Annotated in this window: 24 protein-coding genes and 1 tRNA gene; 16 read left to right on the top strand and 9 right to left on the bottom strand. The window is 37.3% G+C overall.

All coding sequences use genetic code 11. The features are described 5' to 3' along the window. Window positions 1-8: 8 nt before the first annotated feature. From HW278_RS01220 to HW278_RS01170, 11 genes are all read left to right on the top strand, one after another. Window positions 9-746 carry an EthD domain-containing protein gene (locus HW278_RS01220; RefSeq protein ID WP_178976684.1) on the top strand — a complete coding sequence of 246 codons (738 nt, stop codon included), beginning with the start codon at window positions 9-11 and terminating at the stop codon, window positions 744-746. A gap of 114 nt (window positions 747-860) precedes the next feature. Continuing rightward, entirely contained in the window at window positions 861-1,433 is a 573-nt protein-coding gene (locus HW278_RS01215) for a PhnA domain-containing protein (protein ID WP_002672699.1), read from the top strand. Between the two features lie 77 nt (window positions 1,434-1,510). Next, the gene (locus tag HW278_RS01210) at window positions 1,511-3,058 is read left to right on the top strand and encodes a sialidase family protein (protein ID WP_178976683.1); all 1,548 of its coding nucleotides are present in this window, start codon (window positions 1,511-1,513) and stop codon (window positions 3,056-3,058) included. Window positions 3,059-3,196: 138 nt separating this feature from the next. Beyond that, window positions 3,197-4,666: an IMP dehydrogenase gene (guaB, locus tag HW278_RS01205; protein WP_178976682.1), complete on the top strand. Its 1,470-nt coding sequence runs from the start codon at window positions 3,197-3,199 to the stop codon at window positions 4,664-4,666. A gap of 138 nt (window positions 4,667-4,804) precedes the next feature. After that, the gene (locus HW278_RS01200; protein WP_009417816.1) at window positions 4,805-5,674 is read left to right on the top strand and encodes a mechanosensitive ion channel family protein; all 870 of its coding nucleotides are present in this window, start codon (window positions 4,805-4,807) and stop codon (window positions 5,672-5,674) included. Between the two features lie 12 nt (window positions 5,675-5,686). After that, the gene (locus HW278_RS01195; RefSeq protein WP_012796825.1) at window positions 5,687-7,015 is read left to right on the top strand and encodes a TrkH family potassium uptake protein; all 1,329 of its coding nucleotides are present in this window, start codon (window positions 5,687-5,689) and stop codon (window positions 7,013-7,015) included. Between the two features lie 3 nt (window positions 7,016-7,018). Continuing rightward, complete coding sequence (locus tag HW278_RS01190; protein WP_048746314.1) at window positions 7,019-7,669, top strand: potassium channel family protein; 651 nt, start codon at window positions 7,019-7,021, stop codon at window positions 7,667-7,669. A 329-nt stretch (window positions 7,670-7,998) separates the two neighbouring features. Continuing rightward, a complete protein-coding gene (locus HW278_RS01185) occupies window positions 7,999-8,289 on the top strand; it encodes an ATP-dependent Clp protease adaptor ClpS (protein ID WP_048746313.1) in 291 nt (96 codons plus the stop codon). A 51-nt stretch (window positions 8,290-8,340) separates the two neighbouring features. After that, window positions 8,341-9,117, top strand: coding sequence for a 3'-5' exonuclease (locus HW278_RS01180; RefSeq protein WP_053580788.1), 777 nt, complete (start codon window positions 8,341-8,343; stop codon window positions 9,115-9,117). A gap of 30 nt (window positions 9,118-9,147) precedes the next feature. Next, window positions 9,148-11,346 (top strand): RelA/SpoT family protein, encoded by a 2,199-nt coding sequence (locus HW278_RS01175; RefSeq protein WP_178976681.1) that lies wholly within the window; start codon window positions 9,148-9,150, stop codon window positions 11,344-11,346. A 1-nt stretch (window position 11,347) separates the two neighbouring features. Further along, complete coding sequence (locus HW278_RS01170; RefSeq protein ID WP_178976680.1) at window positions 11,348-11,890, top strand: RNA methyltransferase; 543 nt, start codon at window positions 11,348-11,350, stop codon at window positions 11,888-11,890. Between the two features lie 58 nt (window positions 11,891-11,948). Here HW278_RS01170 and HW278_RS01165 read toward each other — a convergent pair. The 6 genes from HW278_RS01165 to HW278_RS01145 all read right to left on the bottom strand — a co-directional run bounded on the left by HW278_RS01165 (window position 11,949) and on the right by HW278_RS01145 (window position 17,686). After that, window positions 11,949-12,021: transfer RNA gene (locus tag HW278_RS01165), tRNA-Gly, on the bottom strand. A gap of 230 nt (window positions 12,022-12,251) precedes the next feature. Beyond that, a complete protein-coding gene (locus HW278_RS12310) occupies window positions 12,252-12,386 on the bottom strand; it encodes a hypothetical protein (protein ID WP_009417851.1) in 135 nt (44 codons plus the stop codon). Between the two features lies 1 nt (window position 12,387). Then, complete coding sequence (locus HW278_RS01160) at window positions 12,388-13,443, bottom strand: heparan-alpha-glucosaminide N-acetyltransferase domain-containing protein (RefSeq protein ID WP_048747483.1); 1,056 nt, start codon at window positions 13,441-13,443, stop codon at window positions 12,388-12,390. 218 nt (window positions 13,444-13,661) lie between these two features. Beyond that, window positions 13,662-15,755, bottom strand: coding sequence for a carboxy terminal-processing peptidase (locus tag HW278_RS01155; RefSeq protein ID WP_009410250.1), 2,094 nt, complete (start codon window positions 15,753-15,755; stop codon window positions 13,662-13,664). 56 nt (window positions 15,756-15,811) lie between these two features. Then, window positions 15,812-16,762 carry a hydrogen peroxide-inducible genes activator gene (locus HW278_RS01150; RefSeq protein WP_178976679.1) on the bottom strand — a complete coding sequence of 317 codons (951 nt, stop codon included), beginning with the start codon at window positions 16,760-16,762 and terminating at the stop codon, window positions 15,812-15,814. 9 nt (window positions 16,763-16,771) lie between these two features. Beyond that, on the bottom strand, window positions 16,772-17,686 hold the full coding sequence (locus HW278_RS01145; protein ID WP_178976678.1) for an LLM class oxidoreductase: 915 nt from the start codon (window positions 17,684-17,686) through the stop codon (window positions 16,772-16,774). Window positions 17,687-18,606: 920 nt separating this feature from the next. On the opposite strand from HW278_RS01145, the gene HW278_RS01140 reads away from it, so the two are divergent. The 5 genes from HW278_RS01140 (at window position 18,607) to HW278_RS01120 (ending at window position 22,919) form a co-directional block, all read left to right on the top strand. Then, on the top strand, window positions 18,607-18,915 hold the full coding sequence (locus tag HW278_RS01140; RefSeq protein ID WP_255493675.1) for a hypothetical protein: 309 nt from the start codon (window positions 18,607-18,609) through the stop codon (window positions 18,913-18,915). Window positions 18,916-18,945: 30 nt separating this feature from the next. Beyond that, entirely contained in the window at window positions 18,946-20,064 is a 1,119-nt protein-coding gene (lpxB, locus tag HW278_RS01135; protein WP_178976677.1) for a lipid-A-disaccharide synthase, read from the top strand. Next, window positions 20,049-20,837, top strand: a complete 789-nt coding sequence (locus HW278_RS01130; RefSeq protein WP_178976676.1) for a rhomboid family intramembrane serine protease — start codon at window positions 20,049-20,051, stop codon at window positions 20,835-20,837. The genes lpxB and HW278_RS01130 overlap by 16 nt, the downstream gene beginning before the upstream one ends. A gap of 147 nt (window positions 20,838-20,984) precedes the next feature. Continuing rightward, the gene (locus HW278_RS01125; RefSeq protein WP_178976675.1) at window positions 20,985-22,391 is read left to right on the top strand and encodes a TlpA family protein disulfide reductase; all 1,407 of its coding nucleotides are present in this window, start codon (window positions 20,985-20,987) and stop codon (window positions 22,389-22,391) included. A gap of 6 nt (window positions 22,392-22,397) precedes the next feature. Next, a complete protein-coding gene (locus tag HW278_RS01120) occupies window positions 22,398-22,919 on the top strand; it encodes a hypothetical protein (protein WP_053580781.1) in 522 nt (173 codons plus the stop codon). Window positions 22,920-22,998: 79 nt separating this feature from the next. Here the strand turns inward: HW278_RS01120 and HW278_RS01115 are convergent, their stop codons facing one another. Genes HW278_RS01115 through HW278_RS01105 form a run of 3 tightly spaced genes read right to left on the bottom strand, consistent with a single transcriptional unit; the run spans window position 22,999 to window position 25,501 of the window. Next, window positions 22,999-23,694, bottom strand: a complete 696-nt coding sequence (locus HW278_RS01115; RefSeq protein ID WP_178976674.1) for a 5'-methylthioadenosine/adenosylhomocysteine nucleosidase — start codon at window positions 23,692-23,694, stop codon at window positions 22,999-23,001. Between the two features lie 13 nt (window positions 23,695-23,707). Then, complete coding sequence (locus HW278_RS01110) at window positions 23,708-24,718, bottom strand: FAD:protein FMN transferase (protein ID WP_009417871.1); 1,011 nt, start codon at window positions 24,716-24,718, stop codon at window positions 23,708-23,710. An 18-nt stretch (window positions 24,719-24,736) separates the two neighbouring features. Continuing rightward, window positions 24,737-25,501, bottom strand: a complete 765-nt coding sequence (locus HW278_RS01105) for a class I SAM-dependent methyltransferase (RefSeq protein WP_178976673.1) — start codon at window positions 25,499-25,501, stop codon at window positions 24,737-24,739. Between the last annotated feature and the right edge of the window lie 7 nt (window positions 25,502-25,508).

Genomic DNA, 25,508 nt, shown 5'->3' with positions numbered 1-25,508 from the left:
ATATTGATATGTTTAAGATTATAATGTTTGTGCGCAAGAAACAGCATCTTAGCACAGAAGAATTTATAAAACTATGGGAAGCACATTCTCAAAAAGTAATAAACTATAAAGAAGCCCTGCTGATAAAGGATTATGCTAAAACATTTCCTTTTCAACCTACTGATGAAAAATCGTCTACACAGCGAGAAACCCTCCCTTTTACCTTTGATGCTATGGGTGAGTTGTGGTATGAAAGTAAAGACGATTTTCTCAGAGCCCGAAACACTCCTGAGGGGCAAAAAGCCTTAGCCGACCTCCGTGTCGATGAACTCAAATTTGTAGATATGGCAAACTCCGTAATGTGGCTCGGTACTGAGGAAAGAATATTTGATAAATTACCTTTTGAAGTTAAAAGTTGGACAGTTCTTGATGAGTATTTCTATTTGTCAGATTATGCAGGAAATAGTGTAGCAGACTTTGATAAGTTAATAGCTTTGTTTTCTGAAGATATTACAATGTTAAGTGCCGATGGTTCACAAATGAAAGGGAAAACTGCAGTAATCTCTTTTTTTAAACAATTCTTTGAAAGAAATAAAACTACAAAACATCTTTGGGAAACTATTAAAGTTGCTGAAAATACTCTTGAAACTCATTGGGCTGTCTCAGGAAAACGAAAAGATGGTACTTTCTTTGCCTTTAAAGGTAAAGATACAGCAAAACTAAATTCAGAAGGTAAAATCAATTATTTAAAAGTAGAGTTTTTATAATAAAAATCATCACACGCTGGCACGAGCTACAAGCTCGTGCCTCTTTTTTGTAGTTCAGAGAAAAACTTTTATATTTGCACATTGATTAATTGAAAATCGACAAATTAAATTAAGATGTTACAAGAACTAAAATCCCGTAGTGGTAATTGTTGTGAGCTCTGTGGAGCTACTGAAAACCTAAGTGTATATACAGTGCCTCCTGCTAGAAACGAAAGTACAGATGATAGCCTTTTGGTGTGTGGTACTTGCCTTAGTCAAATACAAAATCCCGAAACAATGGATAGCAACCATTGGCGTTGTCTTAACGATAGTATGTGGAGCGAACACCGCCCTGTAAAGATAATGGCGTGGCGTCTCCTCAACCGACTCAAAAACGAAGGCTGGTCGCTTGATCTTCTCAATATGATGTATTTAGATGAGGAAGAATTGGCTTTTGCCCAAGCCTCCGACGACCATTTGGAAGAGAGCGAAAAGGTAATTCACAAAGATAGCAATGGAGCAGTACTCGCTAATGGTGATAATGTAGTACTTATCAAAGACCTGAAAGTAAAAGGCACTAGTATGACAGCTAAACAAGGTACTGTTGTGCGCAAAATCACTCTCGACCCCGAAAATGCTGAATATATAGAAGGCAAAGTTGATGGACAACAAATCGTTATCCTCACTCAATACGTGAAGAAAGCCTAATATTGTATGAATTTACATCACAACTTTGACAAAGTCTATAATATTAATAATCAATCTCTAAATCAATAAATTAACAAATGAAACAACTATTTACCATTATTGCATTATGTTTTCTTAGCTTTGGCTATGCCCAAAAAGGAATGACTTTTACTCAAACACAAATGCCTTTGGCTACTGATAAAGATAATCTTATTACCTCATTTGTACTACCTATAAAGCAAGGAACAGAGGTAAAAGAACTTTCTTTGCAGTTTAAGAGTAAAAAGCTCAATCTCTCAGAACTCTCTGTTTATGTAGGTGCTAACGCTAAAAGAGAACAAGCAACTCTCTTTGCTAAAACTTCAAATCTCGGTTGTAACACCAAACTACAAGGAAACTTCAAAACTACTAATGATACGCTTTTTGTTTGGGTTTCTGCTCGTACTACTCAAAAACCAGACCTCTTACAAAAACTCTACTTATCAAAGATAAAACTCATCACTAATGAGGCAAAAATCACCCTCAACAATGCTAAAAAAGAAGGACAACGTTTTGCTATTGCTCTTCGTCACCGTAAACAAGATGGTATAGAATGTTACCGCATACCAGGGCTTGTAACCACTAATAAGGGTACGCTGATAGCCGTTTACGACAATCGTTACAACAACTGTAAGGATTTGCAAGAAGATATCGATGTGGGAATGAGTCGCAGTACTGATGGCGGACAAACGTGGGAACCTATGAAAAAAGTGATTGATATGGGGGAATGGGGAGGAAAAACTAACCGCCTTAATGGGGTAGGAGATCCTGCAGTTTTGGTAGACGAGCAAACTAATACTATTTGGGTGATGGGCTTGTGGCAGCACGGCTTAGATCCTCAAACAATGAGTTGGTGGGGCTCTAAAAGTGGAATGACTCCTGAGGAAACAGGACAAATAGTAGTAGTAAAAAGTGAAGATGATGGTAAAACGTGGAGTGAACCTATCAATATCACCTCTCAAATCAAAAATCCTGAATGGAGACTCTTTTTCCAAGGACCTGGAAGAGGTATCTCGATGAGTAATGGTACCTTAGTGTTTGCAGGTCAGTTTAAAGATAAAGACCAAGTGCCTCATTCTACTATTATTTACAGCAAAGACCACGGCAAGACGTGGCACGTAGGTACAGGAGCTAAAACACACACTACTGAGGCGCAAGTGGTAGAACTCTCCGATGGTTCACTAATGCTCAATATGCGCGACGACCGCAATCGCACCAACTATAAGCTCTCTGATAACTATCACGGGCGTTCAGTAGCCGTTACTGCCGATATAGGCAAAACGTGGATAGAGCACAACACTTCCCGCACTGCCCTCACCGAGCCCAATTGTATGGCAAGCATTATCTCGTATAAGGACAAAAAGGGAAAACAGTATTTATTCTTCTCTAATCCTAATGATGCAAAGAATAGAGTAAATATGACTATCAAAGTTAGTGATGATGAAGGTAATACTTGGGATAAACTACCTTCAATATTGTTGTATGAGCAAGCAGCTATGGGCTATTCTTGTCTTACGGTAATAGATAATAAATACATAGGTATTCTTTACGAAGGTGATGGAGACTTGTACTTCCAAAAAGTGCCTATCAAAGAGTTTATCAAGTAAAGCAAAAGAATTTGTAACCTTAATAGAGACGATATAAAAAGTATCGTCTCTATTTGTTTGATTTAAAATACTCGAAAAATTTGCTTCGTATATAAAAAAAGAAGTACATTTGCACGCAACTAAATTCTCTTTTTTAAAATGAATTTCCAAGATAAAATTATTAATGAAGGATTTACCTATGATGATGTCCTTCTTATCCCTAATTATTCTGAGATATTACCTCGTGAAGTATCAATAACCTCACGTTTTACCCGTAACATCACCCTAAATGTACCCATTATCTCAGCGGCTATGGACACTGTAACCGAAGCTGCTATGGCTATAGCTATGGCACGCGAAGGAGGCATAGGGGTACTCCACAAAAATATGACTATTGAGGAGCAAGCTAAACAAATACGCAAAGTAAAACGTGCCGAAAGCGGTATGATTATCGACCCTGTTACGCTTCCGTTAAACAGTAAGGTGAGTGATGCAAAACGCTGTATGAAAGAAAACAATATTGGCGGTATCCCCATTGTTGATGCTAACGGAATTTTAAAAGGCATTGTAACTAACCGCGATTTGCGCTTTGAACACGATAATAATCGTCCGATAACCGAAGTAATGACCTCTAAAAACCTCGTGATTGCCAACGAAGGCACTTCTATGAAGGAAGCTGAGGGTATTTTACAACGCAGTAAGGTAGAAAAACTTCCCGTAGTAGATAAAAACTACAAATTAGTAGGTCTTATTACTTTCCGAGACATTGCCAACTTGCAAGAAAAATCTATTTCTAACAAAGATAGCTTAGGACGCTTGCGCGTAGCGGCAGCCTTAGGTGTTACTGCCGATGTGGTAGACCGATCCGAAGCTCTTGTACAAGCAGGAGTTGATGCCGTAGTTATCGATACAGCTCACGGACATACAAAAGGCGTAGTGAATGCTCTTAATGCCGTAAAAAGCAAGTTTACCGACTTAGAAATAGTGGTAGGAAACATTGCCACTGCCGAGGCTGCCCTTTATTTGGCTGAAAATGGCGCCGATGCAGTAAAAGTAGGCATAGGTCCAGGCTCTATATGTACTACCAGAGTGGTAGCAGGCGTGGGGTATCCTCAATTATCAGCGGTAATGAACGTTGCAAACGCTCTTAAAGGTAAAGGAATCCCTGTGATTGCCGACGGGGGCATTCGCTACACCGGCGATATCGTAAAAGCCATCGCCGCAGGTGCCAATAGTGTGATGCTTGGCTCTCTGCTTGCCGGCACTAAGGAATCACCGGGGGAAACTATCATTTTCGAAGGCAGAAAATACAAATCTTATCGCGGTATGGGTTCGGTAGAAGCGATGAACCAAGGTAGTAAGGACCGTTATTTCCAAGATGTAGAAGACGATATCAAAAAACTTGTGCCCGAAGGCATTGTAGGGCGCGTGGCATACAAAGGCGAACTACAAGAAAGTATGCATCAGTTCATCGGAGGCTTGCGCGCAGGTATGGGATACTGTGGAGCCAAGGATATCGAAACATTGCAAGCTGTGAGTCGCTTTGTGCGCATCACTGCAAGCGGAATTACCGAAAGCCACCCCCATAATATTACCATCACCAAAGAAGCTCCTAATTATTCACGTTAATAAACGAATATAACTTCCATAAATGAGGCTGTCTGCAAAGATTAGACAGCCTCATTTATGTAATAAATAACAAAAAAGTGCCTATCAATAATATATTTTGTACTTTTGCCATTTGGTAAAACAAACTTATTAGACTCAATGGAAAATGGAATAGTAAATGATTACATTAATATTATAGAAGTATTCACTAAAAAAATACATCTATGGATTCAACTCTTCATCGATAAAACACCTAATATCGTTATAGCCTTATTAGTCTTTATTTTAGGTTTTTATCTTTCTAGACTTATCAAAAAAATAGCCATTCGTATCTTAGAAAAGCGTGGCGTAAAACCTTCTTCACGCATAATGCTTGGCAATATTATTTCTGTGTTGGTAGTTATTACCTTCTTTATGTTTTCGCTAAATATTTTAGACCTCGAAAATATGTTTAAAACCATTTTGGCAGGGGCAGGAGTAGCAGGTTTAGCTATCGGTTTGGCATTACAGGGCACGCTTAGCAATACTTTTTCAGGCATTACCTTATCTTTTAGTAAGAGCATTCGTATAGGACATCAAATTGAAACTATGGGCTATACAGGTACTATTGAAGATATAAATTTGCGTACTATCAAGCTTAAAATGGCTGATGGAAACTATGTGTCGATACCCAATAAGCTTATAGTTGATAATCCTATGAAAAATTATTCTGAAAGTGATACTGCCAATGTATTAGTTACTTGTGGTGTAGGTTATGAATCGGATTTGGAGCAGGTGAAAATGCTTACTGAAACTACCATTCGGCAGATGATGAAACAAAAAGAGCTTGATACTACCATTTCTTTTTATTATACTGAGTTCGCCGATAGTTCTATTAATTTTATTGTGTATTTTACTATTCCTTCCAAGAAACTTTCTGAGTCTTTTTTGTATAAATCAGAAGCTATAATGGCTATCAAGAAGTGTTTTGATGCACATAATATAAATATACCTTTCCCTATTCGTACCATTCAGATGGATAAACAATAAAAATTGAATCCAATGTTAAAAAAAATATCACCATATAACCTCATAATGCTTTCGTTTATAGGCTTAATAGTCGTAGGAGCTTTGCTTTTGATGATGCCTTTTGCACATACGCCTCAGAAAGATATTTCTTTCCTCGAAGCGCTTTTTACAGCTACTTCGGCGGTTACCGTTACGGGTCTTTCGGTGATAGATATAGGAGCGACCTTTACTATTTACGGGAAACTCATTTTATTGGTGCTTATTCAGTTTGGCGGATTGGGAGTGCTTACTATTTCCTCTGTTTTAGTATTGCTTATTGCTAAACGCATCGGTTTTTATACTAAAAAAATAGTAGCCGAAGGGCTTAATCACAACAAAAGTTACGATATTTATGCCGTAGCAAAGCGTGTGGTGTATATTACTTTGCTTTTTGAAGCTACAGGAGCGTTGTGTTTGTTTATTTCTTTCATTCAAGAATTCCCTTTTGGGAAAGCGTTATTTTTCTCGGTGTTTCACTCGGTATCAGCTTTTTGTAATGCGGGTGTTTCTTTGTTTCCTCATAGCTTCGAAGGTTATACTTACAATGTTTTTGTGAATATTATTATCGCTTTTTTGGTTATTTTTGGTGGTTTAGGCTTTACAACTATTATTCAATCCTATGAATACCTTCGGAAAAAGAGACGAAGACTCGATATTAACTCACAATTTTCAATTTTGATGACAATAATCTTGCTCGTTGCGGGTACGTTCTTGTTTTTTATCTTAGAATATAAAAATTATCACACACTTTACGGGAAAAGTTTCTTTGGACAGATGCTTATTAGCTTTTTTCACTCTGTAAGTTTGCGTACAGCAGGTTTCGATACGATTCCGTTGGAGCATTTAAGCAGTGCCACCATTCTTTTTTGCGTAACGTTTATGTTTATAGGGGCATCGCCAAACTCAACAGGTTCTGGTGTGAAAACTACTACTATTGGTATCTTGTTTCTTGGTATTAAAACAGCATTACTCAATAAGAACTATATCGAATTTTCAAAGAGACGCATCTCTTGGAAACTCTTTAATAAAGCATCTGCACTCGTGTTTATTGCGATGATGTATGTGATTACAATGATTGTAATACTCACAGTCTTAGAACCCGATTTAGAATTTACAAAAATAGCTTTCGAACTCATTTCGGCATTCAGCACTTGCGGACTTTCTACTGGAATTACCTCACAATTAGGCAACAGTTCAAAATTTATTTTGATATTTACAATGTTTTTAGGCAGGGTAGGACCGCTTACCATTGCGCTCGCCTTGTCGAGACCACGTGCCGAAGGAAATTACAAATACCCAAAAGAAAATATTTTAATAGGATAGATTATGAAGAATTTTTTAGTCATAGGATTAGGAGAGTTTGGCAAATCGGTAGCCAAAACACTCTATAAGAACAAAGCCACTGTGCTAGCAATAGATTCGCGTGAGAGTGTTATTAAGCAAGCTCTCAGTGAAAACATCATCGATGAAGCTGTGATTTTGGACGCTACCGATGAAATTGCTCTCAAAAACGTAGTGAAAGACGATTTCGACACTGCTTTTGTGAGCGTAGGCGATAATATTCAGGCGAGTATCCTTATCACCTTGCAGTTAAAGGATTTGGGAGTGAAGAATGTCATTTGTAAAGCCGTAAATCACACCCAAGAAAAGGTTTTATACAAAATAGGTGCTACGCAAGTAGTATTCCCAGAGGAATTAATGGGTGAAAAAGTAGCCTATTCCATTTTGCGACCTACTATTATAGAATATTTTAAGTTTGCCGAAGATTATTTTATCTACGAAGTAAAAGTGCCTAAGAGCTATATAGGAAAATCGTTGATGGAACTCAATTTGCGACATAAGTATGAGATAAATATTTTGGCAGTAAAGCATTCCGATGGCAAAATGAATGTAACGCCCGACCCGAATGTCAAACTTAATAAAGACGATCTTCTAGTTATACTCTCCAATACCAATGTAATTGATAGAGTAGTATAAAATATTGCTTCTTTATGCTAAAAAATAGCTTCTGTAAGCAATTTTTTAGGTATTAACATTGCTAAAGTTTTAAACTTTGGCAATGTTAATGATTATAGAAGATAATTAAATGATTTATAATTTAAATTAAAAGAATATGGATTCAAATAATAATAAATGTATCATATATGATAGTAATGCTATGGCAAGAAAAAGATAAAACGCTAAAAGAAAACACTTTCTTTTAGCGTTTTTGTGCTTATAACTTTTGCTAAAATCTTATTATATCCGTTAAGCATTTGCACAATTCATTTATTTGCTGTACTTTTGTATCATCATAAGAACAAATTATGTTACGGAATAATTATCAAGAAGAAACTTTTGCTGAAGGTGATGTAACGGAACTTTTGGAAGACGAATGTCATCTCATTTTATACAATGATGATGTCAATACTTTCGACCACGTTATCGATACCTTAGTAAAGGTTTGTCATCACACCTTTGAACAAGCCGAGCAATGCGCTATTATTGTGCATTTCAAAGGAAAATGCGATGTAAAATCAGGAAGTTATAGCTTCCTTAAACCGCTCTGCACCGCACTTCTTGATGCGGGACTCTCTGCCGAAATAGAAGAAGCATAATTTTTTTATCTTAAACTATTTGTTCTTAACTTTTAACTATTCACTAAAATCGTGGAACTAAAATTATCAAAACCTATTTGTTTTTTTGACCTTGAAACTACGGGCATCGATATTACCAAAGACCGCATTGTTGAAATATCTATCTTGAAAGTCTACCCCAATGGCAATAAAGAAAGCAAAACGTGGTTAGTAAACCCTACTATTCCTATCCCCAAAGCTGCCTCAGATGTGCACGGCATTACCGATGAGCGCGTTGCGGGTGAGCCTACTTTTAAAGAGCTTGCCAAGCAAATCCATAATATGATAAAAGATTCCGACCTTGCTGGCTACAATTCCGACCGCTTTGATATTCCTTTGCTTGCCGAAGAAATGTTGCGTGCCGAAGTAGATTTTGATTTGGGAAACCGCGTATCAGTAGATGTACAAACTATTTTTCACAAAATGGAACAGCGTACTCTCTCAGCAGCCTATAAGTTCTATTGTGGTAAAGACCTTATTGATGCACATACGGCTTCGGCAGATACCAATGCCACTTATGAAATCCTCAAAGCCCAGCTCGACCGTTATGACAACTTAGAGAACAACATCAAAAAGCTCAGCGAGTTTACTTATCGCAAACAAATAGCCGACTTTGCTGGTTTTATTGGCTATAATGACAAAGGCGAAGAAATCTTTACCTTTGGGAAACACAAAGGCAAACGTGTAGAAGATATTTTTGACGAAGAACCAGGATATTTTGGTTGGCTTCTCAGTGCCGACTTCCCATTGTATACAAAAAAAATCCTTACGGCTATCAAGCTCCGTAAATTATCCGCTACTATTAAATAGATTTTTGAAAATCCTCTTTTGTTCTTTGCTATGGAAACAAACATCGACTTAGAAGAAGAAAAAAAAGCCATTGCGCGCGAGTATAAAGAACTCTTGCGTATCAGCTATCAAACCCTTAGTGATGAAGATAAAAAGCTTATTCGCTTGGCGTTTGACACCGCTGTTGATGCGCACAAAAACCAACGCCGAAAAAGTGGGGAACCTTACATTTTTCACCCTATTGCTGTAGCTAAAATTGTTGCTTCACAAATAGGATTAGACGCCATAGCCATTGCGTCGGCTTTGTTACATGATGTAGTAGAAGATACCGACTATACGATTGAAGATATGGAACGGCTTTTTGGTAAAACTGTAGCTCATATTGTAGAAGGACTTACCAAAATTTCGAGTATGAGCCGTGAAAATGACATCTCTTTACAAGCCGAGAACTTCCGAAAGCTCCTTCTTACAATGAATGACGATGTGCGTGTGATTCTCATCAAAATTGCTGACAGACTCCACAATATGCAAACGATGGATTCGATGGCAGACTATAAACAAGCCAAAATAGCTTCGGAAACACTCTATATTTATGCACCTATTGCTCACCGCATTGGCTTGTATAACATCAAAACAGAACTAGAAGACCTTGCCCTTAAATACACTGACCCCGAGCGCTACAATAGTATCCTAAACAAAATGGAGGAATCCAAAGAAGAACAACAGGAATACATTGAGGCGTTTACCAAAATCGTTGAAACCTCTTTGACACAACAAAAAATTGATTATTCCATCAAAGGGCGACCCAAATCAATCTATTCTATTTACAGAAAAATGGAATCGCAAGGTGTGAGTTTTGAAGAAGTTTACGATAAATTTGCGATTCGCATCATCTATAAAAGTGAACCAGCCGAAGAAAAGTTTTTGGCTTGGAAAATATACTCTATTGTTACCGACCACTTCCGTCCCAATCCCACCCGATTGCGCGATTGGATTTCCTCACCCAAATCTACAGGTTATGAAGCCTTACACATTACCGTAATGGGTCCAAAAGGCAAATGGGTAGAGGTGCAAATACGCAGCGAACGTATGCACGAAATTGCCGAAAAAGGTTATGCAGCCCATTTTAAGTATAAACACGGCGACCAAAAAGAAGAAGGCATCGAAATGTGGCTTAATAGGTTGCAAGAAATCTTTGAAAACAGCGAGGCAAATGCGGTGGACTTTGTAGAAGACTTTAAACTCAACTTGTATTCCAAAGAGATTTTTGTCTTTACCCCTAATGGCGAGATAAAATCCCTCCCGAAAGGCGCAACACCCTTAGATTTTGCTTTTTATATCCATACAGGAGTGGGCTTAAAAACGCGGGGAGCTAAAGTAAACAATAAATTAGTGCCCTTAAACTATGTGTTAAAGAGTGGCGAAACGGTGGAAATCATCACTGCCGAAAATGTAAAACCTACTAAAAACTGGCTCAACTATGCTACCACAGCCAAAGCTCGTAGTAAGATAAAAAATGCTTTAAAAGAAGAGACAAAAACCGTTGCCGCCGAAGGAAAAGAGATTTTAGTACGAAAATTAAAACAATTGAAGATTACTCTCAACGAAGAAGTGATGAATGAGATGGTGAGTTACTTTAAAACAAAGACGAGCTTAGATATTTACTATCAAGCAGGCACGGGAGAAATCAGCAACCAAATGTTGAAAGACTTTGTATCGCATCGCACGTCTTTCTTTGGCTTATTCAAAAATAAAGCAGTAAAAAAACCTACCGACGAACCAATTTATTCGCCCAACGTTCACTATGATAGCATTGTGTTTGGCAAAGAAGAAGAATCGTTAGACTATACTTTTTCAAAATGTTGCAATCCTATCCCTGGTGATCCTATTTTTGGATTCGTTACTATCAACGAAGGGGTGAAGGTACACAAAAAAACTTGCCCGAATGCTATTTCGATGCAATCGAATTACGCTTATCGTATCATTCAAGCCAAATGGGTAAAATCTGATGAAAGAGATTTCAAAGTGAGTCTTAGAATTAGTGGTATTGACCGCGATGGACTCATCAGCGATATCTCAAAAGTGATTTTGGACAGCAAATTTGTAAAGCTCACTAACATTAATATTGATACCGAAGGCAATGTATTCAGCGGGAAAGTCTCTATTTCTATCAACAATAATGCTACTTTAAAGAAATTGATGCAAGATATTAAGAACATTAAAGGAGTAGATAAAGTAAACAGACTCTAATATGCGAAAATTAACAAATAGTGAGCTCAATAGGTTGGATATTGAGCAATTTAAGAAGGCAGAAAAGACACCTTTAATAGTAATTTTGGATAATGTGAGAAGTTTGAACAATATAGGTTCTGTTTTTCGTACTTGCGATGCTTTTTTAATTGAAAAGATATACCTCTGTGGGATTACCGCCACTCCTCCAAACAAAGAGATTCACAAAACAGCTTTGGGTGCGACCGATAGTGTGGCGTGGGAATATGTAGAAAACACACTTTCGGTAGTAGAAAAGCTAAAAGAGCAAGGTGTTTATATTATTAGCATTGAGCAAGCTGAAAATTCCACGATGCTGAATGATTTTCAGCCTAACGGAAAGCAAAAATATGCTATTATCTTTGGCAACGAGGTAAAAGGAGTGGAACAAGAAGTGGTTTCAGCTTCTGATGAGGTGATAGAAATCCCACAGTATGGTACTAAACATTCTCTGAATATTTCGGTAAGTGCAGGAATTGCTATTTGGGAGTTAGCAATGAAGCTCAGGAAGCATACAATGTTATAAAAATAGAAATGATAAACAAAAAGCCTGATAACAATATGTTATCAGTTTTTTTTTGTAGAGCGGGAGACGAGGTTCGAACTCGCGACATTCAGCTTGGAAGGCTGACGCTCTACCAACTGAGCTACTCCCGCAATTACAATGATATAAATAATTTTTCGAGTGCAAATATACGGACATTTGTTATTATATTCCAAATTTTTTAAAACTTTTTTATTGTATTTTCTGTAGATAAAAAAGTAAAGACTTATAAATCAGTGATTATTTTTCTCATTACTTTTCTTCTGATAAAGATAAAGACAAACGAATGAAGATGAAATTTTACGTAAAGTTTTTAAATGTATATTTATACTGATTTTTATCTTTATTTATAAGTAGCTAAACTTTCTAAAAGTAGCGAAACAAGTTCTTTATGACTGATTTTCATTGTGAAACTTGTAATACTGATAGGAGCTCCATAGATTTTCTTTTTGCTGGTAAAGATTTCTATGGCTACCATTTTATTTCTCAATGGTTTTCTTGTTTAAATATTTTTCTTTTATATATTTGCTGACTTTGTGATAATAGAATGAAAGAATTAAAATACCTATCACAAAGGCAATAGCACCTATCACAGCTTCGATAGGATTTAAGCTTTTATGAAGATAATGGTCTAAGTTGAAATATGGAATAAAGTGATAGAGCGCAATACTATGAATGATGTAAATAGAAAGGGTGTTTTGCCCTATACGTTGTAAAAATTGGGCAGTAAGTACATTTCGTAAGATTACAAATACAGCAAATGTCCAAAGAGTGTCACCCATTCTCAAAAAAAGAAAGCCATTGCGTGCTAAACTTTCAAAGTGTCCCCACCCTGTAATGCTGTATAAGAAGTGAAATGTGTGATATTGGAAGTGAAAAATGGCTCCGATGCCAATAAGTAGTAGTGTATATACTGTATATAAGTGTTTGGTGTTTCTGTAATAGTAAAATAGCGATCCCATAAAGCCTCCTAAGGTTACAAAGCCTAACCACGGAAAAATGGTAAAGAAAGTACCGTATTTCGGAGTAAAGTAATTGGCTACTACTTGGGGTAACCAAGAGTATTCATATTGGTTATAGGTCTCGTTGAAGGTGAAAAGTAGTAAAGTAATGCCGATGAGCATTGTAGGAAGGAAATGCCTCACGTGATTTCTAGCTAATAAGTAGAGTCCTACCATTATGATGAGAGCTAACCCTATACAATGCAAAATATCTACGAAATAGATGCTTTTCCGCAAAATACACGCCACAGCTATAAGCATTAATCCGCGTTTTGCTCCTTTCTTCACACGTGGGTTCTTGAGTCCTACACCACTGCGTTCGCCTTCTCGAATGAGCAAATAGGTAAAGATAAAGCCTGAAATGGTAAGGAATACAGGTGCGGTAATACCTGTGAAATAATGCCAAATATGATAGTAAGGGTTACTTTCGTCACAGTATGGTTCAGCAAGTAAAGCGGTGATAAAATGCCCTTGTAACATCATACAGATGGCATAAGCACGTATTACATCGATAAATATCAGTCGTTGTTTCATTATATTTTTATAGTCTATTACTATGGTTTATTTTTTCTTTTGTAGTGGTGGTGATTCTTATTTCCATATATAATACTAAGTATCTTAAAACGCATTTCTATTTAGGTAACAGACAAAATGTAGTGCAAAGGTATAACAAATTTCCCATATGCCCAAAATAAAAACATTGGCAAAGCTCCTCGCTCTGCCAATGTTTTTATAATGTATTACTTATTGTCTTATTTGTTCAAATCTTCCAATACTTTCACAGCTTCATCTATATACACATCTTTTTCAAGACTTTCGTGCCAACGATCACGACGTAATTTTAGGTCTTCACTGTTTTTTATTTTAGCCTCATCAGAAGCTACTGAAGTGAATTTCAAGTTAGATTTGTAATCGTTAATTGCTTTGAACTTTTTAGATTGCTCTTCGTTTTTCTCAATTACTTTTTTGTAAGCTTCGTAGTTGAGAGGGAAAACGTTGTCTTTCTGTTGCTGTTTTATCCATCGAGCGTTTTCGTCAATCAGCTTTAAGTATTGATTTTCACTGATGCGTTTTTTGCTGTTTTCTATTGCCTTATCAAAGTTAGCATTGTTAGTCCAAGGAGTGTACTTAGCAGGCTCTATTTTATCCCAAGGCATAGCGTTGGGCATATCGCGTTCGCCTATGTCAATATATTTGTATTTATCAGGCACTACGATATCGCTTTCTACACCTTTTAGCTGGGTAGACCCTCCGTTGATACGATAGAACTTCTGAATAGTAATTTTTATAGCACCAAGGTCGCCGTAATTGTTTTGGCGCAAGAAACTATTAAGGTCTACAAAACTTTGTACAGTACCTTTACCAAAGGTTTGTTTACCGCCTATGATGATAGCGCGTTTGTAGTCTTGCATAGCCGCTGCCAAAATCTCTGAGGCTGATGCCGAAAGCTCATTGGTAAGGATTACCAGCGAACCGTCCCATTGTGTTTTAGGGTCGTTGTCAGAGAGTACATCACGACTTCCGCGTGACGATTTTACCTGTACAATAGGTCCCTTAGGAATAAATAAACCTCCTATATCCACTACTGTTTTTAAGGAGCCCCCTCCATTGGTACGTAAATCTACAATAAGCCCGTCTATATTCTCTTTTTTGAGCTTTTCTATTTCAAGAGCCACATCAGTTGCAGCATTGCGTTGGTTTACATCTTCAAAATCAATATAGAATTTAGGTAAGTTAATAAGTCCATAGCGTTTACCATTAGCCGTTATCACTGCCGATTTGGCATAAGTTTCTTCAATCTCTACCACATCGCGAATGATAGACACTACTTCTATTGTGCCGTCTACGCGTTTTACGGTAAGGCGTACTTCAGTGCCCTTAGGACCTTTAATAAGTTTTACCGCATCATCTAAACGCATTCCTACTACATCTACGGGCTCACCGGCTCCTTGTGCTACTTTTAGGATTTGGTCGCCTACTTCAAGGAGTTTACCTTTCCATACTGGCCCTCCCAAAATCACATTGGTAATAGCAATTCCATCAGTCTTCTTTTGTAATTGTGCCCCTATACCTTCAAACTTACCCGACATATCTCGGTCGAAACCTTCTTTGATGTCTGGTGCCATATAGTTGGAATGGGGGTCGAAAGTCTCAGTAATAGCGTTCACAAACATACTGAACCACTCTTCACGAGTGATGTCGTTGTACATACTGAACATATCAGCCAATGTCTTTTGAGTAGCTTCTATCGATTCTTTTTTGAGCACCTCATTGGTTTTAGGCTGATATTTAGCGTCCTTTTCTTTCTTGCTCGCTTCTTCCTTTTGTTTAGTGATATAAGTAGAAAGCGTAGTGAAAATAATTACTTGTTTCCAGCGGTTTTGTAACTCAGCTTTGTTCTTTACAAAAGGCAACTTCTCATAGTCGGTATTAATCGTTTCATTGGTATTTAGGTTGATAGGTTTAGCAAAGATAGCTTTGGTAATTGCTTCTGCTTCTTTCATACGTTGTTTGAGGCGTTCGTAAGAAAGGTTGAAGAATGCAATTTCTCCGTTTTTCAAATCGTCGTCCAAACGGTTTTCGTACTTTTTAAACTCGTTGATATCTGATTGTAGAAAATAACGCTTCTGCCCATCAATATTATTCAAATAACTGTCAAATACTTTCTTAGAGAAAGCATCGTCCATTTTTATCGGACTAAAATGCGCATTTTCCAGTACGTGTTGTACAATGTCCAAAAGCACTCTATCCTTGTCTTTATCTGGATTGTCAAATTTCTTACTTGTAAAACTACAAGACGCAAATGAAATAAATAATAAAAATAATACTGCTGAAATATTTTTCATTCTAAAATTGTTTTTTAATAATTTAGCTAACTTTCAATTCTTAGCTCTTAGCTTTATCAAATTCTGTGCCTTTCTCTTGTTGGGCTGATAATTTTTACATTTTGGAAAACAATAGCCCCTCGTATAACCCCTGCAATAGTGTCGTGTAAGGCTTTGATGATTTGCATTTTTAGTTCGTTTTTGTGATATACCAAGCTGATTTCGCGCGCAGGGTAAGGCTCAGCAAAATAGTGAATCCGTTTCTTTTCTTCCTCTTTCAGTTCCAAAGAGTGTAAATATGGTAACAAAGTCATTCCTAAGCCTTCGTTAGCCAAGCGTACCAAGGTTTCAAAACTACCACTTTTTAGTTGGAAGTGCTCTTTTGAGTCTATCACATCCTGGTTGCAGATATTCAGTACACTGTCCTTAAAACAATGCCCGTCTTCAAACATCAATATATCGTTGATATCCAAATCCTCAGAATAGATAGTCTTAGAGTTTTGCAAACGGTGATTTTGTGGAATATAAGCTACAAAAGGTTCATAGTATAACGGTCTTTCTACTATCGACGGATTGTGCAGAGGGGTTGCCAAAATCCCTGCATCATAACTCCCGTCCTCTATCTTTTTCAAGATGTTTTCAGTAGTTTGCTCCTCAATTTTTAGGCATACCTTAGGGTATTTATTGATGAAATTAGTGAGAAACATAGGTAGTAGAGTAGGGGAGACGGTAGGGATAATTCCCACGCGAAACTCACCTCCTATATACCCCTTTTGTTGCGCTACTATATCGTTCATTCTCCCCGCTTCATTTACGATTACTTGGGCTTGCTTAACGATTTGTTCTCCTATTTCAGTAACCTGTAAAGGCTTTTTGCTCCTGTCAAAAATAGTAACCCCCAACTCTTCCTCCAATTTCTGCACTTGCATACTCAAGGTAGGCTGGGTAACAAAACTGTGTTCAGCAGCGGTAGTAAAGTTCTTGTACTTCGCCACAGCCAACACATATTGGTATTGAGTAATGGTCATAATTTGCGCTTATTTTAAGTGTGGCAATACTTCTTTTCCTATTTCTTCAAGCACTTCACTTGCAGGGCGAGAGCAGTATTTTAGTACGAGCATAATATGGTTAACCCCTATTTTTCCGAGTTCTAAGAACATATCCAATAAATAGTTACGTCCTAAACGGAACCCTAAGTCCATTTTCTGTGGTTCAAAATCAGGGTTATCTTTTAGGTCGATATACACAGGTTGAATATAAGGTTTAGGAGGTTCTCCTTCTTGTTTAAGAGCTTTGCGCCAGTCTTGTATTATCTTCTTAGTGAGAGCAAAATCTCTTGGGTAGTAAATCCACCCGTCCGAGTTTTTCGCAATCCATTCCAAATTCACCCCTCCTATGTGCCCAGTGGCATACATTGGTATATTTTTATTCAAAGGCTTAGGCACTACATCACCCATTTTTTCCATTAGGGTACCATACTCATTGTTATAGGTAGGAAACTCTTTGCTCCACAAGTCGCGTAACATAGCCATATGCTCCAATACACGAGTACTCCGTGATTCATAAAGTTCATTAAAAGCAGGATATTCTACAGGTCGGTCACCAGAAGCAACTCCCATCATAAAACGCTTCGGAAATAGCACGTCAAGACTCGCCGAAGCTTTGGCTACGTGTAAAGGGTGACGCAGTGGTAGTATTACACTCGCAAAGCCAAACTTAATACTTTGGGTAAGAGTAGCAATGTGTGCCAAATATATCCACGGGTCAAACATTTGTCCTACTTCGTTAAAATCAGGAGTGTATAGAGGAATGTCACGCACCCACACAGCATTAAAGCCTAACATTTCAGCTCGCTGAATGAGTTGTACTTGGTTTTCCATCTTAGGAATAGCTCCTTCGTATGCTTCAATAGGTAGTAGTAAACCAATAGATAATTTGTGTGCGTCTATCATAATGATGAGTTTGTTTAGAACGGCAAAAATAAGAAAAAATAATGTATAAATTCACTAATATCGAAAATCTTTTTTGCTCATATATAATATCTATTGATTTTCAGTAATATATATCCCTTTTTACAAATCTCTAATCACCCTTTCTTTATCCTTTCAAAACCAACTTTCCTACCTTCATTCTTTATTTGCCCGTGCGGTTTACCCCCTCTTTCCAAAACGAACTCTGCCAAAGTTTCAAATTTTAGTAAAGTTGAAATCTACTAATCACCCTCTTTTTATCTCTATCTTAGCTTTAACTTACCCCCACTTTTCCTTCGTTCTTTGTTCATCATTCGTTCGTTCTTTGTTCGTTCTTTGTTCGTCTTTTCTTCGTCATTCGTTCGTTCTTTGTTCGTCATTCGTTCGTTCTTTGTTCGTCATTCGTTCGTCTTTTGTTCGTCTTTTGTTCGTCTTTACGTCGCTACATTCCCCCTCTTTGAGGGGGCTAGGGGGAGGTTTCCTTCATCTTTTCATTATCTGGACTGTGCGACTCGCACCGTCTTTTGTTCATCATTCCTTCGTCTCATTTTTCCGTTACTACACTCCCTCTCCTTGGGAGAAGTCTCCGAATAGGAGAGTATGTGACTGGGGAGAGGATATTTCCTTCATCTTTTCTTTATCTGCCCGTGCGACTCGCACCGTCTTTTGTTCGTTCTTTGTTCTTCTTTCCTATAAGCTTCTCCCAAATTAACCATTAACCATTAATCATTAACCATTAAATAAGCCTTTCATCTACATTATTTTATTCTTCCGTCCCCATTTGCTAATTCTCAAATTTGCTAATTTACTAATTATACCCGTTTGTGCAACTCACACCAATTTTGATAAACCAAAAATTTGCCATACCTTTGCACTATTAATTCCAAAAAACAATTTGTATTATGGCAAGAAGTCGAAATGTTATTTTAAACGGACTCTCTGGTATGATTGGTAAAACGTTCGTTTTCCGAAAAGTTAAAGGACAAACAGTAGTTTGTAAAGCTCCTTCTAAGTCCCGCGTGCCAGCTTCCGAAGCTCAATTAGGCTGTCGCACTAAGTTCCAAGAAGCCGTGCGTTATGCCCAGCTCGTCCTTAAAGACCCACAGCTCAGGGCTTCCTATGAAGTATTACCTAAGGTCAAAAAAGGCACCTCATCAGTTTATCACGCTGCCATCACAGCGTATCTAAACAATACTGCCGTTAAAAACTAATAATGTATTAAACTTTCAAACCGCAGAAAAATGAAGTATTATATTATAGCAGGCGAGGCTTCTGGTGATTTGCACGGTGCTAACCTAATGAAAGCTCTATTAGAAAAAGACCCAAAAGCCGAATTCCGCTTTTGGGGGGGCGACCAAATGCAACAGGTGGCAGGTACACAAGTAAAGCATTACCGAGACCTCGCTTTTATGGGCTTCTGGGAAGTGATTACCAACCTACGCACTATCTTGCGCAATATCGATTTCTGTAAGAAAGATATCACCCAGTTCAAACCCGATGTTCTTATTTTTATAGACTATCCCGGTTTTAATATGCGCATTGCCCAATGGGCTAAACAACAACATATCCCTACTCATTACTACATCTCACCACAAATATGGGCTTGGAAAGAGAACCGCATAAAAGCAATCAAACGCGATGTAGATTTTATGTACGTCATACTCCCGTTTGAAAAAGATTTCTACGAAAGAAAACACCAATACCGCGTGCACTTTGTTGGTCATCCTTTGCTCGATGCTATTGCACAGCGCAAAGAAGTAGATGAGCAGACTTTTAAAAAGGAAAATAACTTAGATGTGCGCCCTATTATAGCACTCTTACCAGGTAGTAGAAAGCAGGAAATAGCCAAGATGCTAAAAATAATGCTCTCTATAGTCGATGATTTTCATCAGTATCAGTTCGTAATAGCAGGAGCCCCCTCAATTGATTATCACTTCTATAAACGTTTTATCAAAGAAGAAAACGTGCATTTTGTAAGCGGTAAAACTTATGATTTGCTCTCGGTGTCTTATGCAGCGCTTGTAACCAGTGGTACGGCAACCTTAGAAACCGCCTTGCTCAACGTCCCCGAAGTGGTGTGCTACAAAGGCAATTGGATTTCCTATCATATAGCCAAACGCATTATCAAGCTCAAGTACATTTCGTTAGTAAACCTCATTATGGATAAGCCTGTGGTTACTGAGCTTATTCAAGGTGACCTTACTAAAAAGAATTTAGAAGCTGAGCTTAACAAGCTCACTACTTATAGGCACCGTTACGAAGTGTTTAAAGATTATGTTTTGTTGAGAGAAAGGTTAGGCGGAGAAGGTGCAAGCGAAAAAACAGCCTCATTAATATTACGTCAATGTCAGGAAAATTAAACACAGCTAATAGCGTAATTGTGGTATGTACATTGCTATTGGGTATAAGCAAACTTGTAGTGTATACTAACAAAGTAACACAAGAGCAGCTTAACCAGTGGCTATGTATGCCTCAATCGTTACCTCTGTTTTTAAAACAACCTTGGACGCTCATTTCTTATGCTTTCTATCACGTAAGCATTCAACACCTGTTTTGGAATATGCTCCTATTATTTTTCACAGGGCATATTTTCTTCAATCTCTTTAACGGAAAACAATTTGTGAAAGCGTATAGCTTTGGGATTATAGGTGGCGGAATCACTTTTCTAACCATAGGTCACTTCTTCCCCTCCTTCACTGATAATACGATGCTCTTAGGAGCTTCAGCTGCTGTTATGGGAGCTTTAGCCTTTGTGGTAACCCTGTTTCCCTCTTATAATGTCTATATTTTTACCTTTAAAATAAAATTGCTGTACGTTATATTGGCTTTTATCCTTTTCGATATACTAAATATATCAGTAAACACAGGAGGTAAGATAGCCCACTTCGGAGGTATTTTAGGAGGGATATTCGCAGGACTTACTTCAAAGTACAGTTTTCGTATTCCTAAAAAAGCAAAAATGCCCCAAGAAGAGTCTCCTAAAAAAGAGAAGAAAGTCGTTTCAGAAGAACAACAGATACGAGCACATCAGGTCAATCAACTGTTAGAGAAAATCAGTGCCAGTGGTTATGCAAGTTTAACCGACCAAGAAAAGAAATTCCTCTTTGAAGTGAGCAAGGAGAAAGAAAGCTAATTTGCTATCAATGAGAAGCTAATTCAAACGGCGAATTACTAATAAATGTTAATATTTAGTAGTGGGTATATTTTTAACATATTCTTAACTCACCGTGTTTAGATAATGTTATATTTTTGCCCCCAAATAGTTGAATGTTTATTGGTGATGAAGATGAATCGGCTAATATTATGGGTGCTTTTTAGCACTTTAATCGCTTGCAAGGGTAAGCATAATGAGCCTACTATAATAAGAGGCTTTTTCCCTAATGCAAACGATTCTTTTGTAGTGCTATACAGTAACGATGTCCCCATTGATACCGCTTATTTAGATAAGAATAAAACTTTCCTGTTTAACCTAAATATAACCGAAGGAGAGTTGTTTAACTTTGAAACAGATGGTAAGTATCAATATGTGTATGTAGAACCTAAGGACAGTGTGGTAGTGTATGCCAATGCACTCAGTTTTGAAGAAAGTATTTCATTCTCGGGTAAAGGCTCTGCTATTAATAACTTCTTACTCTCACAATCTAAGATGTCAGATGCGCAAGAAGAAGTTTTTAGGAAGTTTCATTCTTTACCACCTATGCAGTACAAAAACAAAAGTGATTCCTTATATCAAGAAAGAAAACGGGAGTATGATGATTTTCTCAAACTAAATCCTCAGCTCACCGAGAAAGCAAAAGATTTAGCCTTAGTAAGCGCTACTTTTCCTATCTATAAAGAAATGGAGATATATCCTTTTGTTTATCAAAATAAGAACAACATTTCAATCGTAGATTTACTACCCTATAACTTTTACGACTATCGTAAACAAATTAATTATAACGATAGCTTTTTAGAGTATTTCCGCCCCTATTATAGGTATATGGTAATGTATGTCAATAATCTGGCTTTTACTCAATACACCTATGATACTCACACTTTGGTAGATGTAAGTAGGGAATTAGGTTTCCATTTGCAAAAGATTAAAATCATCGATAGTCTTTTTACCAATGGAAGTTTGAGAGATAACCTATACCGAAATGCAGCTTATGCTTATATTTTTAATATCCAAGAACACACCGAGTATAAAGATTACTTCGATAAATTTGCTAAGTATAACAAAGATAACAAGTATAAAGCTGAATTAGATAAGGTTTTTAGAAACGTAATAGCACTACAAGCGGGAAGAATTCCTCCCGATTTTGATTTGATTAATGCAAACGGTGAACCTACTAAGTTTTCGGAAATACAACAGCCGGAGGTAACTATTTATTACTTTTGGTCAGTCAATCAGAAAGAGCTTTCTAAACTTATCTTCGGAAGAGTGAGTCAGTTAAAGAAGCTATTTCCCAATGTAAAGTTTGTAGGTATTGATATAGGGCAGGATAAAACTCAATGGCGCAAACAAATCTCAAATACCGATTGGACTGACCAATATCACTCTATCAATTTCATAGATTTGTCGCAAAAGTTTTTAATTAATAATATTAACAAATCAGTAATTATAGATAAAAACGGACGTATCATATCGGCTTTTGAAGATATTTTCAGTCCAAACTTAGAAAAAATATTATTATCAAAAGAATCTTAATTATTTATGTCTGACCAGATTATTACCTTTATTATGTATTGCGTTCCGGCTCTTATTGTAGGAGCGGTAGCCTTTTATTTTTTTAGAATACATATTGAAAATGAAGATAAAAAGCGATTGTTTCTTCTTCATAAAGAAAATCAAAAGTACACAATGCCTATCCGCTTACAAGCATACGAGCGAATGACACTTTTCTTAGAGCGAATGTCTCCTCAACAACTGTTTTTGCGCATTCCTCCTCATAATTTTTCTAAGAAAGAGTATGAAGCATTGCTTGTAAACTCTATTGATGAAGAATTTGAACATAACTTAGCACAACAAATATACCTCAGTGAAAAGCTATGGAATATTATTCGTACTGCTAAAATGGCTACTATCCAAATAATCCGTAAAGTAGCCCTAACCGAAGATGTAAAAGACTCACAAGCTATGGTAGAAGCTATATTTAAAGAGTTTGTAGAGAAAGCCACTCCTTCGGCTAATGCACTAAGTCATTTAAAAGAAGAAGTACGTCAGTTTTTAAAATAGGAATATTTCTTTAAGTATAAAAAAAATAAGGGATTCAGTTGTATAACTGAATCCCTTATTTGTTATATGTGTACTTTTCCTATGTTTCAGAGATAGAGGCTAAGAATGCTTTTATAATAGTTGCAGACAGTTTGCCTGCCTCTACTACAAAAGTCTCATATGATACCGCATTCCCTTCGCCTGCCTTATCAGAAATAGCGCGAAGCATTACAAATGGAATGTTTAATAAATAGCAGGTTTGAGCAATAGCTGCTGCTTCCATTTCTACGGCTTTTGCTTTAGGGAAGGTATTAGCAATTTCTTGTAGTCGAGTGGGCGAGGAAATGAAAGAGTCTCCACTTACTACTTGTCCGTAGTGAAGTGTATGACTGTATCGTTCGGCTACTTGTTTTAGTTTCTCTGTCCATTGCGTGTTAGCAATAAAGGCAGGAGGCATTTGTGCTTGCTGACCTATTTCATACCCAAAAGCCGTAACGTCTACATCGTGGTGGCGTACTTCATTAGCTAAGATTATATCGTGTACCGAAGTATCACCTAAGCCTCCGGCAGTACCTGTATTAATAATAAGCGATGGATTGTATCTTTCTATAAGTAAAGTGGTCGCAACCGAAGCGCTTACTTTACCTATACCTGAAAGTAATAATACTACTTCTATCCCATTAAGAGAACCTTCATAAAAAACAAAACGCCTTATTTTAGTTTCTTTGCAAGACTCAATAGAAGCTCTTAAAGTATCTATTTCAAGCTCCATTGCACCTATAATTCCTATTTTCATAAATAAAAAATCTTTACTGAATTATTAATTCTTCAAAAGCCTTTGTCTTAAAGGTAAGTTCTTCGTTTCGTTCGTTACTATACACTAAAAGTACAGCCATATTGGGGTGTTTTTCTAAGAAAGCTTTGCTCTTTTCCAATCCCATTACCATAAACATAGTGGCATATCCATCAGCAAACATAGTGGAAGGAGCAACTACTGTAGCACTGAGCACATCGCTTTGGGTAGCGCGTCCGGTAATAGGGTTAATAGAATGTACATATTTGCGCCCGTTACTATCTGTCCATACTTTGCGATAGTTACCAGAGGTTGCCAATCCTTGATTGGTAAATTGTATAGTAGCTACCAATTCGCGGTCGTCCAAAGGTTTGATAGGGTTTTCTACGCCTATCGTCCACGCTTTGTTCTCTACAGTATTCCTTCCTTTCAGATACATCTCGCCTGCTATCTCCACTATATAATTCTCAATACCTTTTGAGCTGAGGAAAGCCGCTACTACATCGGAGGTATAGCCTTGTGCTATGGCATTAAAGTCAAACAGTATTTCAGGAGACTCTTTTTCAATATGGTTGTCAGCTGTGAGATGTACTTTATTAAAGCCTACATATTTCTTCAGTTCTGCTATTCTTTCATCTGTGGGGAGTTTATCCTCAGTTATCTTTTGTTTACCGAACCCCCAAGCATTTACTAATACACCTACCGTAGGGTCAAACAAACCTTCACTTTCTTGCCATATTTGCTGAGAGGCTTCAAAAACCTTTCTGAAATGTTCGTCTACCACTACATTTTTATCTCCTGCATTGATTTTAGAAATGTCAGAATCTGGTTTATAGGTAGACATAGACTTATCTATCACTTGTAAAATAGAGTCTATGGCAGGTTTTAAGTCTTCTTTAGTTTTGCTAATGTACTTAATGTGATAAGTACTACCTTGCGCTTCCCCACTTATAAGATGAATTTCATCTTTTACGGAAGACTGGCAAGCTACTAAACCTATTGCGATACTTAAAAATAAATATTTCATTATTTAATTATTAAAATTTTACTTCTTCTTGCATAAAGGGATAATTTCTTCAGCAACAATACGATACCGTTCTATTTCTTCAGTTGTGAAATGGGAAGCGTATTGCAGTTCCTCTACTTCAAAGCCTATACTGCGCAATTTATCAAAATAGTCTAAACCGTAGACCCTTACGTGGTCATACTGACCAAAAATACGGGTGCGTTCTTTCGGGTCAGTAATGGTGTTATCTTCAAACGTAATGGCTCTTTGGTAGTCCTGTGGTACTTGAAAAATACCCCAACCACCCTTTTTCATCACACGATAAAGCTCTTTCATTGCTTGGGTATCATCTTGGATATGCTCCAATACGTGGTTGCAAAATATCACATCAAAACATTCGTCTTCAAAAGGCAAAGCACACAAATCGGCTTTTACATCTGCCAAAGGAGAATATAGGTCGGTGGTGAGGTAATTGAGATTAGGTTGTTTTTTAAAGCGTTTATAGAAAGCTTGTTCAGGAGCGACGTGTAGCACTTTTAGCTCACGTGTAAAGAAATCGGTTTCACGAGTAAGATAGAGCCAAAGCAATCGGTGGCGTTCAAGCGATAAGGTAGAGGGCGAGAGTACATTGGGGCGAGCTTTGCCGTAGCCATATGGTAAGAATTTCCTAAAAGTCTTGCCATCAATAGGGTCTTGGTACTTCTTTCCTCGCAAGTAGAAAGCTAAAAACGGACGCACCCAATAGCTCATCTTTATAAGCCAAGGGCGTGGAACTTTGTTTAATATAGTGGTAATAATAGCCATTAGAAGG

It is taken from the genome of Capnocytophaga sp. oral taxon 902, from assembly GCF_013394735.1.
Taxonomy (GTDB): domain Bacteria; phylum Bacteroidota; class Bacteroidia; order Flavobacteriales; family Flavobacteriaceae; genus Capnocytophaga; species Capnocytophaga ochracea.
This window is presented reverse-complemented; position numbering and strand designations above follow the sequence as displayed.